This is a genomic window from Trichocoleus sp. DQ-A1 (genome assembly GCF_039961955.1).
In the GTDB taxonomy this organism is placed as follows: domain Bacteria; phylum Cyanobacteriota; class Cyanobacteriia; order Cyanobacteriales; family FACHB-T130; genus FACHB-T130.
Map to the genome: position 1 here is coordinate 25,416 of NZ_JAMPKE010000017.1, position 16,071 is coordinate 41,486.

The 16,071-nt window shown below is 47.6% G+C and carries 11 protein-coding genes; 7 read left to right on the top strand and 4 right to left on the bottom strand.

The window, feature by feature from the left end; genetic code table 11:
* Positions 1–3: 3 nt before the first annotated feature.
* Positions 4–1,458 (top strand): adenylate/guanylate cyclase domain-containing protein, encoded by a 1,455-nt coding sequence (locus tag NDI33_RS16860; RefSeq protein WP_190678638.1) that lies wholly within the window; start codon positions 4–6, stop codon positions 1,456–1,458.
* A 108-nt stretch (positions 1,459–1,566) separates the two neighbouring features.
* Here the strand turns inward: NDI33_RS16860 and NDI33_RS16865 are convergent, their stop codons facing one another.
* Positions 1,567–4,332, bottom strand: coding sequence for a protein kinase (locus NDI33_RS16865; protein WP_190678640.1), 2,766 nt, complete (start codon positions 4,330–4,332; stop codon positions 1,567–1,569).
* Positions 4,333–4,456: 124 nt separating this feature from the next.
* On the opposite strand from NDI33_RS16865, the gene NDI33_RS16870 reads away from it, so the two are divergent.
* On the top strand, positions 4,457–5,323 hold the full coding sequence (locus NDI33_RS16870; RefSeq protein WP_190678642.1) for a hypothetical protein: 867 nt from the start codon (positions 4,457–4,459) through the stop codon (positions 5,321–5,323).
* Here the strand turns inward: NDI33_RS16870 and dcm are convergent.
* Positions 5,309–6,274, bottom strand: coding sequence for a DNA (cytosine-5-)-methyltransferase (dcm, locus tag NDI33_RS16875; RefSeq protein ID WP_190678644.1), 966 nt, complete (start codon positions 6,272–6,274; stop codon positions 5,309–5,311). The two genes, NDI33_RS16870 and dcm, sit on opposite strands and share 15 nt — an antisense overlap.
* Positions 6,275–6,339: 65 nt before the next feature.
* Here dcm and NDI33_RS16880 point away from each other — a divergent pair, with 65 nt between their 5' ends.
* The 3 genes from NDI33_RS16880 to NDI33_RS16890 all read left to right on the top strand — a co-directional run bounded on the left by NDI33_RS16880 (position 6,340) and on the right by NDI33_RS16890 (position 11,434).
* Positions 6,340–6,585 (top strand): hypothetical protein, encoded by a 246-nt coding sequence (locus NDI33_RS16880; protein ID WP_190678645.1) that lies wholly within the window; start codon positions 6,340–6,342, stop codon positions 6,583–6,585.
* 93 nt (positions 6,586–6,678) lie between these two features.
* Positions 6,679–10,392, top strand: coding sequence for a chromosome segregation protein SMC (gene smc, locus NDI33_RS16885; RefSeq protein ID WP_190678647.1), 3,714 nt, complete (start codon positions 6,679–6,681; stop codon positions 10,390–10,392).
* A gap of 52 nt (positions 10,393–10,444) precedes the next feature.
* Entirely contained in the window at positions 10,445–11,434 is a 990-nt protein-coding gene (locus NDI33_RS16890; protein WP_190528679.1) for a PRC-barrel domain-containing protein, read from the top strand.
* A 260-nt stretch (positions 11,435–11,694) separates the two neighbouring features.
* Here NDI33_RS16890 and NDI33_RS16895 read toward each other — a convergent pair whose 3' ends face one another.
* Both NDI33_RS16895 and NDI33_RS16900 read right to left on the bottom strand, forming a co-directional pair.
* Positions 11,695–12,375 (bottom strand): hypothetical protein, encoded by a 681-nt coding sequence (locus NDI33_RS16895; RefSeq protein WP_199302600.1) that lies wholly within the window; start codon positions 12,373–12,375, stop codon positions 11,695–11,697.
* Positions 12,350–13,627 carry a sulfite exporter TauE/SafE family protein gene (locus tag NDI33_RS16900; RefSeq protein ID WP_190678649.1) on the bottom strand — a complete coding sequence of 426 codons (1,278 nt, stop codon included), beginning with the start codon at positions 13,625–13,627 and terminating at the stop codon, positions 12,350–12,352. Before NDI33_RS16900 ends, NDI33_RS16895 begins: the two co-directional genes overlap by 26 nt.
* Before the next feature lie 131 nt (positions 13,628–13,758).
* Here NDI33_RS16900 and NDI33_RS16905 point away from each other — a divergent pair, with 131 nt between their 5' ends.
* The gene (locus NDI33_RS16905) at positions 13,759–14,826 is read left to right on the top strand and encodes a M20/M25/M40 family metallo-hydrolase (RefSeq protein ID WP_190678651.1); all 1,068 of its coding nucleotides are present in this window, start codon (positions 13,759–13,761) and stop codon (positions 14,824–14,826) included.
* Between the two features lie 136 nt (positions 14,827–14,962).
* Positions 14,963–15,646: a response regulator transcription factor gene (locus tag NDI33_RS16910; RefSeq protein WP_190434382.1), complete on the top strand. Its 684-nt coding sequence runs from the start codon at positions 14,963–14,965 to the stop codon at positions 15,644–15,646.
* The last annotated feature ends 425 nt before the right edge of the window (positions 15,647–16,071 follow it).

Here is a 16,071-nt window from a genome sequence, read left to right on the forward strand (position 1 = left end):
ACCATGAAAGTGTTTGCTTTCCACTCAATCCGCACCCAGATTATGACTGCGACAACGCTGTTGATAGTCACGCTAGTTGGCTCAATCGTTTGGGTTTGGGCAGAGACCGAGAGTAACCTCTACCGCCAGCAGCAGAAGAGTCAAGCAAAGTCCTTAGTCAAGCTATCAGCTTATGCCTTAGCGAACGAACTTTCGGAAGATAACTGGAGTCAAATCCGCGTGGATCTGGATTTGCTGATGAAAGAAAATCAGGATTTCCTATACATTATCGTCTCTGATGTTCGGAAAAAAAATCAGATCCTCGCGTCGTCTCCTAGCGATTTCCAAAACCAGTACATTCCAGATATTGTGCCAGTAAAAGTGACGAATGCCGCCCTAGATTTATCGCAAAAGTCTTCTGCTGTAGAAACATTTGCTTTGCGGGATATCAAGTTTTTGGAGAGCATACGCGCGAAGCGTGGCGAACGAATTATAGAGGTAAGTTCGGATGTCCAAATGGTATCTGGTGAAAAAATCGGCACGTTGCGGATTGGGATGTCGCTACGACAAATTAACCGCGCTGTTGTCTATGCGGTAAATCAGGCGTTGCTGGTGGGTACGGTGGGACTTTTCGTTGGTTTAGTGTATGCGTATATTTTGGCAAAGCGGTTGAGCGATCCAGTGCAGCGTTTGCAGGTAAGTGCTGCCAGAATTGCTGCTGGGGATTTGCATCATCGTGCGGAAATTAACTTGTCTGATGAAATTGGTGCTTTAGCAAAGTCTTTTAACGAGATGTCAGTCGCATTGCAGACATCGTTTAGTAAGTTACAGAAAACTTTGAAATCGTTTGAACATTTCGTACCGGACAAATTTCTTGCAGTTATTGCACCAGAGGGAATTGAAAACATTCAGGTGGGTGTATCAGCGACGCGAACAATGACGATTTTGTTTTGCGATATCCGAGGCTACAGCTCAATGGCAGAACAAATGACGCCACAGCAAACATTTTCGTTTTTGAATGATTTCTTGGAATGCATGGGATTGCCGATTGAAGAGAGTGGTGGCTTTATTGACAAATATATTGGCGATGCAATCATGGCATTGTTCGATGATGAAGGAACTGATTCCGCTGTGCGTGCGGCAATTTTGATGCAACAGACGCTTTCCCGGTTCAATGAGGCGCGGATGCAAAAAGGTTTACCAGCGATCGCTGTCGGTATTGGTATCCATCGCGGTGAGGTGGTGATGGGTACCGTGGGATTTACTTCCCGTATTGACTCTACAGTGGTTGGCGATTCAGTGAATCTAGCTTCTCGCCTTGAGGGTTTAACGAAGCAATATAACTGTAATATTTTGGTAACAGAGTCAGTAATGAATAGTTTGTATTATCCCGAATCGTTCTCCTTGGAATTAGTAGATAAATCGGTAAAGGTGAAGGGGAAAGACGAAGCGATCGCTATTTACGAAGTCAAGATATAAATGATTTAAAATTAATCCTTTTATAATTAAGCTTTTAACAACGAAAAACAACGCCAGCAGTTCAGATCCCGGACTTCTTTAAAAAGCCCGGGATCTCGGTTGTACAAGTTATTTAAGAGTGTTAGATTTATGAGCAAAATGCTCTAACAACAATCGGTGAACAAAAATATAACCGCCGCCCACTTTTTGTAACAAAATGCGCTCAGTTGCCCAGTCTAGAAAACGCGCATAGTTCCAAGGTATGTAACCGTTGCAATAAAGAATAACTCGTAAAGCAAAGTGTTTCACGCAAGCTTCACCCGCTGCAAACATTCCGAAAAATAACCCAATAATTAGTCCCCAAAAGAGAGGAATTCCCATCAATCCAGCAATGATTTCTAACCCCAGAATTCCTACAATTGCAAAGAATGTTGCATTTCTTGCTGACTGCCAAATCCCTTGATTCGAAACTGTACTGGTTTCGATCCCTGGCCCCATCAACCCACGCATCAATATAAAAATTAGCCACGCACCCAAACCGCCCCGTAGCCCGGAAATCAAACTATCAGTTAACCCTGACTGGAGATTAAACACTAATCCCGAACCTAGCCCACTACTTAATCCCGAAACCAGCCCACTACTTAACCCCAAAATTAGCCCAGCAATCAGCCCAACAACTAGCCCGGATTTCAGGTTATCTTTTGCTTTTGCACTTGACCATTTCAGCGTTTCGACTGGGTTGATTTGATTACTAATCACTCCAAAAATTAACCCTGCACCCAGAAAACCACATAGTCCACTAATGAGTCCAACAATTAATCCAATTTGCAGCCCCGCCGCGTGCCCAGAAATTATACCAGCCCCCAATGCTGCACTCAGTCCAATCAACAAACCCAGAGTAACAGCATACATTCTTCTTTGCCCGTTTGTTGGCAACCAACTAGGCTGAATCCGTTCAATTAAAAATACCGTTTGTGACTTTTCAACTAACCTTTGTGCCAGCCAACTGAGCCAGTGAATTGCTTGTTCTTTTGAATACTGAGTATTCCCACTTCTGCGCTCAAACATTCTTTGAATATATTTATCAAATAAATGTTGGCGGCGTTCTTCTAAATTTAGACCGGGTAAGTCAGTAATTGACATTCCTTGGTAAGCGAGGGTCATAATACTGAGTATTAGCGGGGATTTTGCTAATTCTTGCAGTGTCGTATCTGCTTGCAGTGCGGTGTTGAGTGCTGCTAGTTCTGTTCCCGTACTTTTTAGATATTGATAAATTTGTTCTAAAGTGAGCGGTTGGATAAAAACTGCGCCTTGAAATCGGAGACGGTTCGATAACAATTCATAATCTTTGAGGCGGCTACAAACAACAATTTCAGTTTGCCCGTATTCCTGACTAAATTGATTAATTGCTTCAACACAATGCTCCCGCCGTTCCGCACTGACTTCATCTAAGCCATCTAGTAACAGTAGTAGTTGTTGCTCCTTAATCCAATTCTTGCCAATTTCTTTAGAAACTTGATATTTAGTATTGAGTTCCCGAATAAGCCAGTCAGCAATTTTTTCTTTGGCATTCGTCCAGGCAGAAAGATTAAATACTACTGAAATTGGCTGATTGACATCTTTTTCGGCAAAATCAATGAGATCGCGGGCAAGTTCTAGAAGCGTTGTGGTTTTTCCCGCACCCGGTTCGCCTAAAATTAGCAAAGTTCGCCCTTCTCCCATCTGATTAAAAAGGTCGATGACTCTAGTATTTTTAGATAAAGTTTGTCTGGGTTGGTCAGCAGTTTCCCAGACAATCCCCCAAGGTCTATCGATTGCATCCAAGCGTTTTTCTAAGCCGAGTTCTATCAGCGCTTTGCCATGTAAAGAAGTTTCAAGAACGCCTTTTATCCAGTAATTTTTGACCTTATTGATCAATATCTGGCGATGGCGATACTCCTGACGGCTGTGGGGAATCCTAGGTTCTGATTTCTCTTGTCTAACAGATGGGAGGGGTGAGGTTGGTATCTCTGCAAAGTTAATCGTATTTACATCAGATATGGAAAGGTTTTGGGCGTGCGGCAAGGCTTGGTCGTGAGGTTGCAAAGCTGATAGCATGGTTTTGGCATCTGGATAGCGATCGCTCGAATGGCATCGCACTGCCTTATCCAAAACCTCTACTAAATTCGGGCTGAATCCTAGGGCGTCTGCATCCCACATCATCTCGCCCGTCTGAGGATTGATATGGAAGTCTTGAGGACGTTTACCTGTCAGCAGATAAATCGCAGTCAATCCTAGACTATAAATATCGCTTGCGTAGACAGGTTTACCCGCTGCTTGTTCTGGGGGCATATAACCCAGCGTCCCGACAGCAATTGATTGACTGATATCGCCTTGGGCGTCTACCGTCCTATCAATGATTTCCTTGGCGATGCCAAAATCGATTAAAACAGGCTTGTCATCCTGTTGTCGCAGAATAATATTGCTCGGTTTGATATCTCGGTGGATAATCCCTTTGGTGTGGATATAATCCAAAACTGGCAAGAGACTTGCTAGCATTTCCTCGACTAATTTTTCGCTGAGAAGTCCCTGCTGTTGCAATTTTTGACTCAGGGTAAAACCTTCAATCCATTCCTGAACTAAGTAAAACTGCCCTTTTTCCTCAAAATAAGCGTGCAACCGAGGAATTTGTTCGTTGCCGTTACCCAGTTGCTCTAAGATAGCTGCTTCTCGCTGAAATCGCTCTTGAACGAGTTGATAAACTTGGGGGTTATTGGCTACAGGTTTCAGTTGCTTGATGACACAAATACGACGGGAAGGCATATAGGTGTCTTCCGCCAAAAAGGTTTCGCCAAACCCACCTGTTCCCAACGCCCGAATGATGCGATAGCGGTTATTTAAGAGCGTCGGTGTCATCTCAGTTTACGCTGTTATTGGTTGCTGGTGATTCTATACAAGCATCATAGCTGGGAGCGATCGCGCTAAATTGTGGGGGTCCAAAGATGCGATCGCTCATAATTGAATAGACATAGGAAAGCTTATGGCTGTAAAGATTATTGAATTTTTAGGTATGAATACTCACGGTTTAACAGCTTCCGAGTATCAATCAGCTGAGAAGTTATGTCCATACCTTGGTAAAACTTGTAAAAAAATTAACCGAGAGCTTGAACAAAAACCGATGTGTGTGGTTGAAAGTAGCGGCGGCGTTCCGTTGATTGTTTGCGAGCATAGGCTTTTGTCTACAGATATGCAGAATCCAACCTCATATCAGCGCTCGCGCTTATTTGAAATATCACAAGTCATTTTTGAGGCTGGTATAGCAGCCCAAGATATTGAATATAGGTATGAGGTTACAACGAGACTCAGGCAAAGGGCAGACTTTATTTTGAGAGACAAGAGAAATGGCGATGCCTGCATTCTTGAAATTCAGGGAGGTGGGGAAACAAGTTCTACAAGAATTCTTACCGACCATGTAACTAAATGGGAAAATGGAGAGGACGTAAGATTAGATAGTTTTCCTGCACGAGTTACAAAAACTGGTAGAGTAACCACTCCAGGCTTAATTCCGGCTAATGCTTGGAGACGCTTGCAAGAACAGTTAATCGTAAAAGGAGGAATATGCGTCAGTTCCGATAAAAAATTTGTAGCGGCAATGGGTAAAACTATCTATCTACACCTACTCAGGAAATTACCTGATATTGAAACCCTGAAGCGCCAGAAGAGTGGGGAATGGAATTGTGCATTTATCCCTTATGAAATTACAAAGGATGAAGCCATTAATTTTTATATTAATATAGATAATGTTTTGTATTTAGACCTTCAAGAATTAGTTGAGAGACTAATTAAGTATGGGGTGAGAGATGATGAACTCTTTACGACTAGCATGATCTCTTTAGAAGAGAGCTAATTGTTTGAAAGTAGGATTTGAGCTTTCTTTCAAAAGCTGATGCCCTTTTTCAACATAAACTATTCGTTCGGCGATGTACTTGGCAACATAAACTGTAACAGCATTACCTAAGACTCGGAATCGACGAGAGTCCAATCCAAAGGGAATCCCTGAAGTTTCTCGTACTCCGAAGGAGTCATCCGTCTTACAGACAACATCTGAGCTGCCTCTTGAATCAAGAGTCCAAGTTTCTCCGTCATTACGGAATCCTTTTGACTGCGGGCCCGCTGTATGCTTTCTTCCAACTGAGGCGTGCTGGATAGAATAGATACTTGATTTTTTATTGCTTTTTCTAGAGCTGGTGGTAATGGCTTGTTCCTTGCACTGGCTCGATCTAGTAGAGATTTTAAATGGTCTGTCGTCAAGAAGAACCTGAGCGGAACGGATTGAGCCAAGACTTCCGACAAGGAAGATTCTTCTACGTCTCTGGGGTGTTCCGAAAAATTTAGAGTCAAACACTCTCCACGAAACGCCATACCCGCTTCCTTCCAAGGCATGGAGGACAACTGCAAAATCTCTTCCAGAGTTGCTATTGAGCAATCCTGGGACATTTTCGAGGACAATCCATCGAGGTTGTCGTTGCTTAACCAGTCGGATAAATTCGTGAAACAGTCCACTTCTTTCTCCCTTTAAACCCTTTCTTTTACCTTGGTTTGCTAAGGACAAATCTTGGCAAGGAAATCCTGCGACGTAGACCTCGGCATGGGGAATTTGCTCATTTTCGATCTCGGCAATATCACCATACAATGGAACATCAAGCCAGTGCTTTTTTAACACCTTTCTGCAAAATGGATCTATTTCGCACTGCATGACGACTTCCATCCCTGCCATTTCAAAGCCGAGATCGAAGCCTCCAATACCAGAAAAAAACGATGCTACTCGCAAACGCCTTTCCATTATGCTCATATCCATTGGGTTACTGGCTCAGTATACCCAATATGTTGGGTACAAGCAAGAGCATTGAAGTTGGAACATCAATGATAACTGTACGATGGAGGCTAAAGGAGTTTCTTGAGCGTGAGGCAATAACTCAGTATCAATTGATGAAGCTTGCTCAAGGTAGAGTCAGCAAGAATACAATCGGCAGCGCCGTGCGTAATGAGCTAAACGGTGTTCAGTTTAGTACGTTAGCAGCAATCGTCGAGGTTCTGGAGTCGCATCTTGGCAGGCAAATCAGTATTAGCGAGTTAATTGAGGTCACAAGAGACATCCTTGAAGAGTAAAGGTGTCATCAGTTGAGCACGTCTGCTAACCTATTGAGAATCATTACACTGATACACTTGTACCTACCCGAACAGCCTAATTGACCAGCGCCTATGGTCTATGTCAAGCGAGTGGAACTCAGTAACTTCAAATCCTTCGGTGGCACCACCTCAATTCCGTTGCTGCCGGGGTTTACCGTGGTTTCTGGCCCTAATGGTTCGGGGAAGTCGAATATCCTTGATGCGTTGCTGTTTTGCCTGGGACTTGCCAGTTCTAAGGGAATGCGGGCGGAACGCTTGCCGGATTTGGTGAATCACAACCAAACCCATCGCGGCACGGTGGAGACTAGCGTGACGGTGACGTTTGATTTGTCTGATGTACCGGATGCTTTCTCAGATGAGGAAGAGGAGACGCACAATGGGCAAGGAGAAAATCCTGACGATACCACCCTGGAAAAAGTGAGTGACGATCCCCCCCTGCCACCCCTTAAAAAGGGGGGGAGAAATGATAACTCAGACTGGAGTGTGACGCGGAAACTGCGAGTCACCCAGCAAGGTACGTACACGTCGAATTACTACATCAACGGTGCATCCTGCAACCTCACCGAACTCCACGAACAAATGAACCGCCTGCGGATTTATCCAGAAGGCTACAACGTCGTGTTGCAAGGGGATGTCACCGGGATTATTTCGATGAACCCGCGAGAACGGCGGGAAATAATTGATGAATTGGCTGGAGTGGCGACCTTTGACCGGAAAATCGTGCAGGCGAAGAACACGCTAGATTCCGTTAAAGAGCGGGAAGATAGCTGTCGCATTGTCGAGGCGGAACTGGTTGCCCAACGCGATCGCTTATCTCAAGATCGCATTAAAGCTGAAAAATACCAAAAACTTCGCGCCGAACTTCAGCAGAAAGAACAGTGGGAAGTCGTTCTAAAATGGCGCAGTCTTCAACAACAAGAGCAACGCCTCAAAGAGCAAATCGCAGCAGGCGATCGCACTTGTGTTGAGTTAACCACCCAACTAACTGCCCTCTACGCTCAAATCCAGCAAGCAACCGCAGAACTCGACCAACTGAATACCCAAGTGAAAGCGCTGGGGGAAGAAGAACTTCTGGCTTTGCAATCGGTTCTTGCCACTCAGGAAGCGGAACGGCGTGCGGCTCAACGCCAGCAGCGCGAGTTAGAAACAGCACTTGGGACGACGACAGCGAATATAGAACACGAGGAGCGAAGTCTTCAACAACACCAGCAAAAGCTGCAACAGTTCGCTCAAGAACAACAAGTTATCGAAACCAACGATATCGCGTCTCTACGTGCCGCACGGGATGAAGCGCAGCAAGTTTTAGAGCAAAGACGGGAAGAAGCCAGCGCGATCGCTGCCGCCTCGGAAGCTTGGGTGCAGCAACAAACCGCCCTAAATCGCCAAATCGAAACTTTACTGCAAACGGTCGAACCGCAACGAACCGAGCAAGCGCAACTGAGAGAGCGTTATGCCAACTTGGGGCGGCAAATCGAGGAGCAAAACCAGCTTTTAAAAACAATTGAGCCAGAATCTACCACAAAACAGTCTCGATTAGCTGATTTTGAAATACAACTCAATGATTATGCCCAAGAAATCCAATCCTTAGCGAAATCTCTGGCAGCCGCCGAACACGAGTTACAAATCCAGCAAGAAACTCAGAAGCGACTGCTACAAGAGCAACGGGACAAACAGCGCCAACTCGATAAACTCGAAGCGCAAGCCCAAGCCGAGCAAGAAGCGCAAGGCACCTTCGCCACCAAAGTGATTTTGCAATCAGGATTACCCGGTGTCTGCGGCTTAGTTGCCCAGCTAGGGCGCGTTGAACCCCGCTATCAGCTGGCACTGGAAACCGCAGCCGGTGCGCGTCTGGGAAATCTGGTGGTAGAAGATGACGGCGTGGCAGCGGCGGGAATCGAACTGCTGAAACAAAAACGGGCAGGGCGGATCACCTTCTTACCCCTGAATAAAATTCAGCCACCGCGATTTTCTCAAACCGTCGCCCTGAGTTATGCGAATGGATTTATTGACTATGCGGTGAATTTGATTGATTGTGAGGCGCGATATCGGGATATCTTCGCCTACGTCTTCGGCAGCACCGTTGTCTTTGAAAACCTCAATGATGCGCGTCGTCACTTGGGGCAGCACCGGATTGTTACCATCGATGGGGAACTGTTGGAAAGCAGCGGGGCGATGACGGGTGGCAGTAGCAATCAACGTTCTGGGCTGCATTTTGGGACGGCTGACGCGGCAGAATCGGCAGAAGCAGCGGCGTTGAGAAATCGCTTGCAAGAGATTGAGCGAATTTTAGATCGCTGTGGTGAGATTATCAGTTCTTTGACCGCAAAAACCAAGCATCTGAGTCAAGAATTGACGGAGGCGAAGGCGAAGCGGCGGGAACAAGAACTGCAATGCCAACAGTTGCAAAAGGAAATTAAGAACTTAATTGCACAAACAGAACAAGCGCGATCGCTTCTTTCTAAAAATACCCAAGAATTCCATACAGCTGAGTCTCGCTTAGCCTCGCTTAATGCCGAATTACCCGCGCAGGAAGCGCAACTGCAACAATTGCGGCAAGCTTTAGCAGAATTAGAACAATCTCAAACTTCAAGCGAATGGCAACAAATTCAGGCGACGATTAAAACCGGCGAACAACAGCTGCAAGAACGGGAAAAAGCGCTTCGTACTGCTGAGCAAAGATTAAAAGATTTGGAAAATCAGCAACAGCGATCGCAAGAAAAAATCCAAGAATGTCAGCAGCGCTTGCAAGAATATCGCACGCAACAGGTAGAACAACAAAATCAGCTAACAGCCCTCAACACTAAAGCCGAAGAACTTAGCACGCAAATTGCCCAAACCCAAGCCGGATTAAAACAGCAAGAAGAGAAATTAGGGGAAATTAAACAACAACGCGATCGCGCCGAACAAGAATTGCGATCTCGTCATCTTTCCCAACAGCAGCTAGAATGGCAACTGCAAAAACTCCAAGAAACCCAACAACAGCACCGGGAAGCCTTAGCCACCGTACAACCGCAGCTAGAAGCACAACAGGCAGAATTACCCGATCCGCTGCCAGAAGTGCCCATGCTTGTCAATCCGGGTTCTACTGAGACGGAAGCGATCGCCTTTGACTCCTTAACCACTCAACTCGAACAATTGCAAAAAGAAATGCGCGCGATCGCCAAACGCCTGCAAGCAATGGAACCCGTCAATATGCTGGCGTTAGAAGAATACGAACGTACCACCACCCGATTAGAGGAACTCACTCAGAAATTAGCAACATTAGAAGCAGAACGCACCGAATTGTTATTGCGAATTGAAAATTTCACCACCCTACGACGCCGCGCCTTCCAAGAAGCCTTCGACGCAGTCAATCAAAACTTTCAGTCAATATTTGCCGAACTTTCCGATGGCGATGGTTATTTACAACTCGACGATTCTGAAGATCCTTTTGTCGGAGGTTTAAACCTCGTTGCCCACCCCAAAGGCAAACCCGTACAGCGGCTTGCTTCCATGTCCGGTGGCGAAAAATCCCTCACCGCCCTGAGTTTCATCTTTGCCCTGCAACGCTACCGTCCCTCGCCATTCTATGCTTTTGATGAAGTCGATATGTTTTTGGATGGGGCAAACGTAGAGCGATTAGCTAGAATGATTAAACAACAAGCGATGCAGGCGCAGTTTATTGTTGTGAGTCTCCGACGCCCTATGATTGAGTCATCTGAACGCACGATCGGCGTCACTCAGGCGCGAGGAGCTTACACCCAAGTTTTGGGACTAAAATTGCAGTCTCAAAAAGAGTCTGTATGATTTGAATTAGTATTAGTAACTAATAGGATTCGAGATCGGGATTCGGCCTCCAATGACATCTGAACAAATCCGTCAACGCTCCGACATTTTAAATACCCAAGTCATCACCCGCGACACTGGTAAGCGCGTGGGTGTTGTCAAGGAGCTATTGGTAGACATCGATCAGCGCAAGGTTGTGGCGCTCGGTTTGCGAGACAATCTGCTCTCGATTGCGGGAATGCCCCGGTATATGCTCCTTGATAGCATCCGTCAGATGGGCGATGTGATCTTGGTTGAAGATGACGACGTTATTGAAGATATCGACGTTGATGCCTACAGCACCCTGATCAACAGCGAAGTGATTACGGAAACGGGCGAACTTCTAGGCAGAGTCCGGAGTTTCAAGTTCGATCCTGACAGTGGCAAAGTTTACTCCTTGATCGTTGCATCTTTGGGGTTGCCGCAAATTCCCGACCAGGTGATTAGCACCTATGAGCTGCCGATAGAGGAAATTGTCAGCAGTGGCCCGAATCGATTAATTGTATTTGAAGGCTCCGAAGAGCGTCTCGTTCAGCTAACGGTGGGCGTTTTAGAGCGTCTGGGCATCGGCAGAGCGCCTTGGGAACGGGAAGACGAGGAAGCTTACTTTCAGCCGACGGTTGCATCGGACAAGCAGCTGGGAACTGGCATCCCCATTCGCACTCCGACCGTCACGCCACTCCGCACTTCCACCCCGGTTGTTGAAAACCGCTGGGATGAGGACGAGTGGGACGAACCAGAACCAGAGCCAGTTCGGAAGCGCCAAGCCGAATCCATTTATTACGAAGAAGACGACGAAGAGGATAACTGGAGCGAGGCGACAACCGAAACGCGGGGCGTTCGCTATGAAGATCGACCCTACGTGGAATCTGAGCCATACGACGACGAAGAGGACTACGAAGAAGACGCATACGAGGAGAAAGATGTTTGGGAAGATGCTGAGGAGCCAGAACCTTACAAAGCGCCCCGCCTAAACATTCCTGAAAAAACCAAAGCGCCGGAGTACGAAGACGGCACCTATTAAGGTGAACCCCACCCCAGCCCCTCCCCGTGAATGTTGAACCCCACCCCAGCCCCTCCCCGTAAACGGGGAGGGGTTCAATATTCTCCCCTCTCCGTTCACGGAGAGGGGTTGGGGGTGAGGTTCCGAGCGTATGCACTAAGCGTGAGAACCGCCATCCAGAACACAAGTCCCACCGGATGCTTCTAAAGCAAGTTAGAAGCATCCGGTGGGATTTTCATTCAAGAAAATTGCACATCGTGTCGTAATGTCTCCCAGCATCTTTACTTTCTTCGCCGCCAGACAAGCCAAGCGATTCCCAGTCCGAGAATGACGAATATAGCGATCGCGCTAGGAAATGCCAAGCTATTCGCGCTAGCCGAGCGATTGGCGGGAACTGGCTCCTGAGTAGACGGCTGGCTAGATTGACTGACTTTTGGCACCGCCGTCCCTGCTGCCACGGTAACGGGAAATTTCAGCTCAAACGCTTGAAAATTTGCTCCCGATGCGGGTGTGCCACTGAGTTGCAGCTGATAAGTCCCCGGCTTGGGGAAGACAATCTCGGCACCCGGAATGCCTTGATACCCTTCTGCGGAAATGGCTTTCAGCGCGGGCGACAAGACGGGGGGGGCGTTTGGGGTGCGGGGTTCAGAGTAGACAGTTAACTGACAATTACACTGCTGCAAGGGGATGACTTGACCGCCCTTGCGCGTGAGTGCAAACCAGGTAAGAGAAGCTTCTCCAGCTTTGGGGTTGTCATTGGGTTCGATGTGCAGGGTACCGCCGACATCTTCTGCAATTTGCACCTTATGGGCAGTCGCGGGTGTAACCAGTAGTGTCAGGAAGAACACCGTTTCACCCATTGTCTGCAACAAATATCCGCGATTATCCCAACCCCTCTGATGAAGAGACGGTTGGTCAATTTGTAAGGTGATACTTTTACCGAGACTGGGAAGGAGGGACATATAATTTTTCAAGTGAAAAAAGTGACCAAATCCAGCGAACTCGCACCAGTAATACACCCAACGCCACCATTCCCAGTAGCCCTACCCGCAGCTGATTCGCCCAAGTCCCCCCTAAAGTACCGAGGTAATGGGAACCGATTAGCACCGCATGAATTACACACAGGAGAAACGCTGGAATGCTCAGCAGATGAATCTGTCGCCAGCGTTTGCCTAAAGATTTCTGTATCTGGTCAAAACTAGTTAGTGCTGCTGGAGTCATCAACGCCAAAGCGATCGCTCCCGCACCCATCCCCCATTGATGCACTGGCAACATAAAAAACACTGCGTTGAAATTCCTGTTCAGCGTATGCTCTACCATGTGAAAAGTGTGGGCAAGGGACAGCACATAAGCTCCCACTCCCAAGGCACGGCGGTAATGTAAGAATTGCGACCAGAAGCGGCTAACCGGACGGGCAATCAGAGTCAGCATCAAACACAGTAACGCCGCGTGTCCCGTGTAATCTACCATTGTGTCGCCGGTTCGCATCAGGGTGAGGATACCAATCGTCAGCGTCACCCAACCGCCCAACCGAAACAACTGGCTGCGTTTGTCAGCACTTAATTTAGATGCCGACACTCCGACGCCCAGCATCATCGGTAGCGTTCCCAGCCCAAAAGCGAGCATAGTTGCTGCCCCCATCCAGAGACTGCCCGTTTCCGCTGCCTTGAGTTGAGCTGCATACAAGAATCCGCAGGGAATTAAGCCCCAAACCAGCCCCAATAAAGCCGGTGTTAAGGAAAGGCGATTTTGGCGATCGCTTGTAGATACCCCTCCGGGCGGCGACTGGCTTGATTTCAGCGACAGCTTGACCATTGCGGCGTTCAGACGATTGTGCCAGATGCCTTGCTTGAGGGGATGTAAAATCGGGAGCCGAGGCAGGAAATCTGGTTTAATCTGTGCCAAGCCAAACCAGATCAGCATCAGTCCGGTCAAAATAGCGATCGCGCGGCGCAAGTCACTGCCGATCCCAGCGAATTGCCCTCCGGCAATTAATAGAGAACCCAGTGCCCCAAGTCCAACACCCGTGAGGGTATAACTAACAATCCGCCCCAAATTTAATAGCCCGTGAAAATACAGTTGCTGCTGCCAGCGGGGAGCGGTATTTTGCTGATGGGACAGGGAAAACGCTACGGTGAGAGGGCCACACATTCCCACGCAGTGACCAAAACTCCCTAAAAATCCCAGAGCCATGACTAGCAACAAATCCAACATTATGTTTGTTTCTTAGGAACCTCTCCAGCGGCTTGTTCGGTCGAAAGCTGGAATAGACCCAACTCCCTCAGTCGTTATTCTAGGTCTGGACGGGGGGCGGCGATAAACAAACGGTAATTTTAGGTAGAAAAATGAGGAAATGGATAGTCTCGGTGTTAGCACTGGTCGCGATCGCAGTCGCCGTCAGCAGCCATGAATTCTTCCAGCAGCGATCGCAACCAGTCATTGAAAGCCGGGTAGAAAGCACTCCAGCACCTCCAGTCCAGCATTTCGACATAGCAGTGGCGTCTGAGAAACCCGTCAATGCCCCGAATGTAGACCCAAAGCGGCTGATGGCGCACGTCAACGCCTTAAACTTTCAGCGCTACACCCAGACAGAACGCGATCGCACTCGCAAATATCTCACCCAATCGCTCAAAAAATCGGGCTGGTCGCCCAAATTACAAACCTTTGAGGGCGGCGTCAACGTTGTTGCGACTCGCAAAGGCACCGATAAGAAAGCGGGAACCGTTCTCATCGCCGCCCATTACGATACCGTTCCCGGTTCTCCTGGTGCCGATGACAATGCTAGCGGTGTTGCCGTAATTCTGGAAATGGCTCATCTTTTCGGTTCCCGCCCCACTCCCCAGACATTACAATTAGCATTCTTTGACCAAGAAGAATTGGGACTCCGGGGCAGTCTTGCCTTTGCCGCAAAGCAGACAAATTTAGATAACCTGCGCGGCGTCATCGTCATGGATATGGTGGGCTATGCTTGCTACACCCCAGGCTGCCAGAAATTTCCCCCTGGTTTGCCCATCACTCCACCCAGCGATAAAGGTGACTTTCTAGCGGTCGTTGGGGACACCGAACACTTGCCACTGCTAGACGCTTTTAAAAAGTCCGCTCAACCCGGTTTACCCCTGGTTCTCACCGTACCCGTGCCTTTAAAAGGTCTCATGACCCCCGATGTGTTGCGTAGCGATCATGCGCCGTTCTGGTATCGGGGAGTGGGTGCAGTGCTGTTGACCGATACAGCGAATCTGCGGACTCCCCACTATCATCAGCCCAGCGATACGCCGACCAATTTAGATCGACCCTTCTTCCAAGGAGCCGCCCAGCTCGTTGCGAACGCGATCGCTCGGCTTTTGGAAAGCGATCGCCTGGAATCGGAGCCATCCACCTCCTCACCATCTGCTGGCAGCAATTTCGGGCAATAACGGCTGGCATTGCCCAAAAATAGTTGACGTTTTTTATATCCTATGCTAGAGAGCAATGCTTTAATCAGCTTCTCGGTGATACTCTAGGGAAACACCCAACTTTTCCCTAGTTTTTCACTTTTTCAGTGAAGCTCCTATGAGAATTCTGCTAGTGGAAGATGAGCAATACCTTGCTAAAACCCTGAACCAAGCGCTCGTTGACCAAAATTATGTAGTTGATTTTTCCCCTGATGGTCAAGCCGGATGGGAGCAATCGCAAACCTTTCCCTACGACTTGATTATCTTGAATTTGTGCTTGCCGAACTTGAACGGTATCGACTTTTGCCGACAATTGCGGTGCATGGGCGATCGCACTCCTGTCCTCATCGTGGCTACTCAGGATAGCGCTGCTCAGAAGGTAATGGTATTAGATGCAGGCGCAGATGATTATGTTGTTTACCCTTTTGACAAGCAAGAGTTACTTGCTCGCATCCGTGCTTTACTGCGTCGGGGTAGTTTGACGGTACCACCCATCCTTAACTGGGAAGGCTTGTGCTGTAACACGATTACCTGTGAAGTCACCTATGGCGGTCATCCTCTGGAATTGACGGCAAAAGAGTATCGCTTAATCGAGCTGTTCGTGCGAAATGGTCGCCGGGTGTGGAGTCGGAGTGCGATTCTCGACCGCCTTTGGCCCACTGAAGAAATCCCGCAAGAAGAAACAATCAAGACCCACATCAAGCGTTTACGGCAGAAATTGCAAGCGATTGGTGCCCCGAGTGATTTGATTGAAACTGTTTATGGTTTGGGCTATCGCTTGAAACAAGAGTCTCAGGTTTAAGTAGCGTTCAGTGAAACGAGGGCGATCGCTTCATCGGAAGGGAAGTCCCCCAAACTATCGATTGAATCTTACCCTGACCTCAGATTTTCACTTTTTGGCACTAACGTCATAGTTGGCACTAATGTCATAGATCGTAGATAAGTTAAAAAAATCGAAGTTCGTTACAGCCATACAGCCATAAATCTTCTAGCTGTAATGCAACTTTTACTCTGCTAGTGTCGTTTTTGTTTACACCTAAAACAAATGAATTTCACACATAGTAGCGATACAGATAACTCTCTTAATCAATCAGAAGCCAGTGAAAGACAACAACAAGCGAGGATAAGGAGCCAAAAAAACTTGATTACATGTCAAAATAACCATGAAAAGCGACAAAAAGCACTAACTGAGCAACAAAAGCTCCTAATCACTCAGCGAAATAGCCT

Bases quoted from the DNA above. Each gene is read 5' to 3' on its own strand.
- NDI33_RS16860 (WP_190678638.1), top strand. From the start codon at position 4: ATGAAAGTGTTTGCTTTCCACTCAATCCGCACCCAGATTATGACTGCG.
- NDI33_RS16865 (WP_190678640.1), bottom strand. From the start codon at position 4,332: ATGACACCGACGCTCTTAAATAACCGCTATCGCATCATTCGGGCGTTG.
- NDI33_RS16870 (WP_190678642.1), top strand. From the start codon at position 4,457: ATGGCTGTAAAGATTATTGAATTTTTAGGTATGAATACTCACGGTTTA.
- dcm (WP_190678644.1), bottom strand. From the start codon at position 6,274: ATGGATATGAGCATAATGGAAAGGCGTTTGCGAGTAGCATCGTTTTTT.
- NDI33_RS16880 (WP_190678645.1), top strand. From the start codon at position 6,340: ATGATAACTGTACGATGGAGGCTAAAGGAGTTTCTTGAGCGTGAGGCA.
- smc (WP_190678647.1), top strand. From the start codon at position 6,679: ATGGTCTATGTCAAGCGAGTGGAACTCAGTAACTTCAAATCCTTCGGT.
- NDI33_RS16890 (WP_190528679.1), top strand. From the start codon at position 10,445: ATGACATCTGAACAAATCCGTCAACGCTCCGACATTTTAAATACCCAA.
- NDI33_RS16895 (WP_199302600.1), bottom strand. From the start codon at position 12,375: ATGTCCCTCCTTCCCAGTCTCGGTAAAAGTATCACCTTACAAATTGAC.
- NDI33_RS16900 (WP_190678649.1), bottom strand. From the start codon at position 13,627: ATGTTGGATTTGTTGCTAGTCATGGCTCTGGGATTTTTAGGGAGTTTT.
- NDI33_RS16905 (WP_190678651.1), top strand. From the start codon at position 13,759: ATGAGGAAATGGATAGTCTCGGTGTTAGCACTGGTCGCGATCGCAGTC.
- NDI33_RS16910 (WP_190434382.1), top strand. From the start codon at position 14,963: ATGAGAATTCTGCTAGTGGAAGATGAGCAATACCTTGCTAAAACCCTG.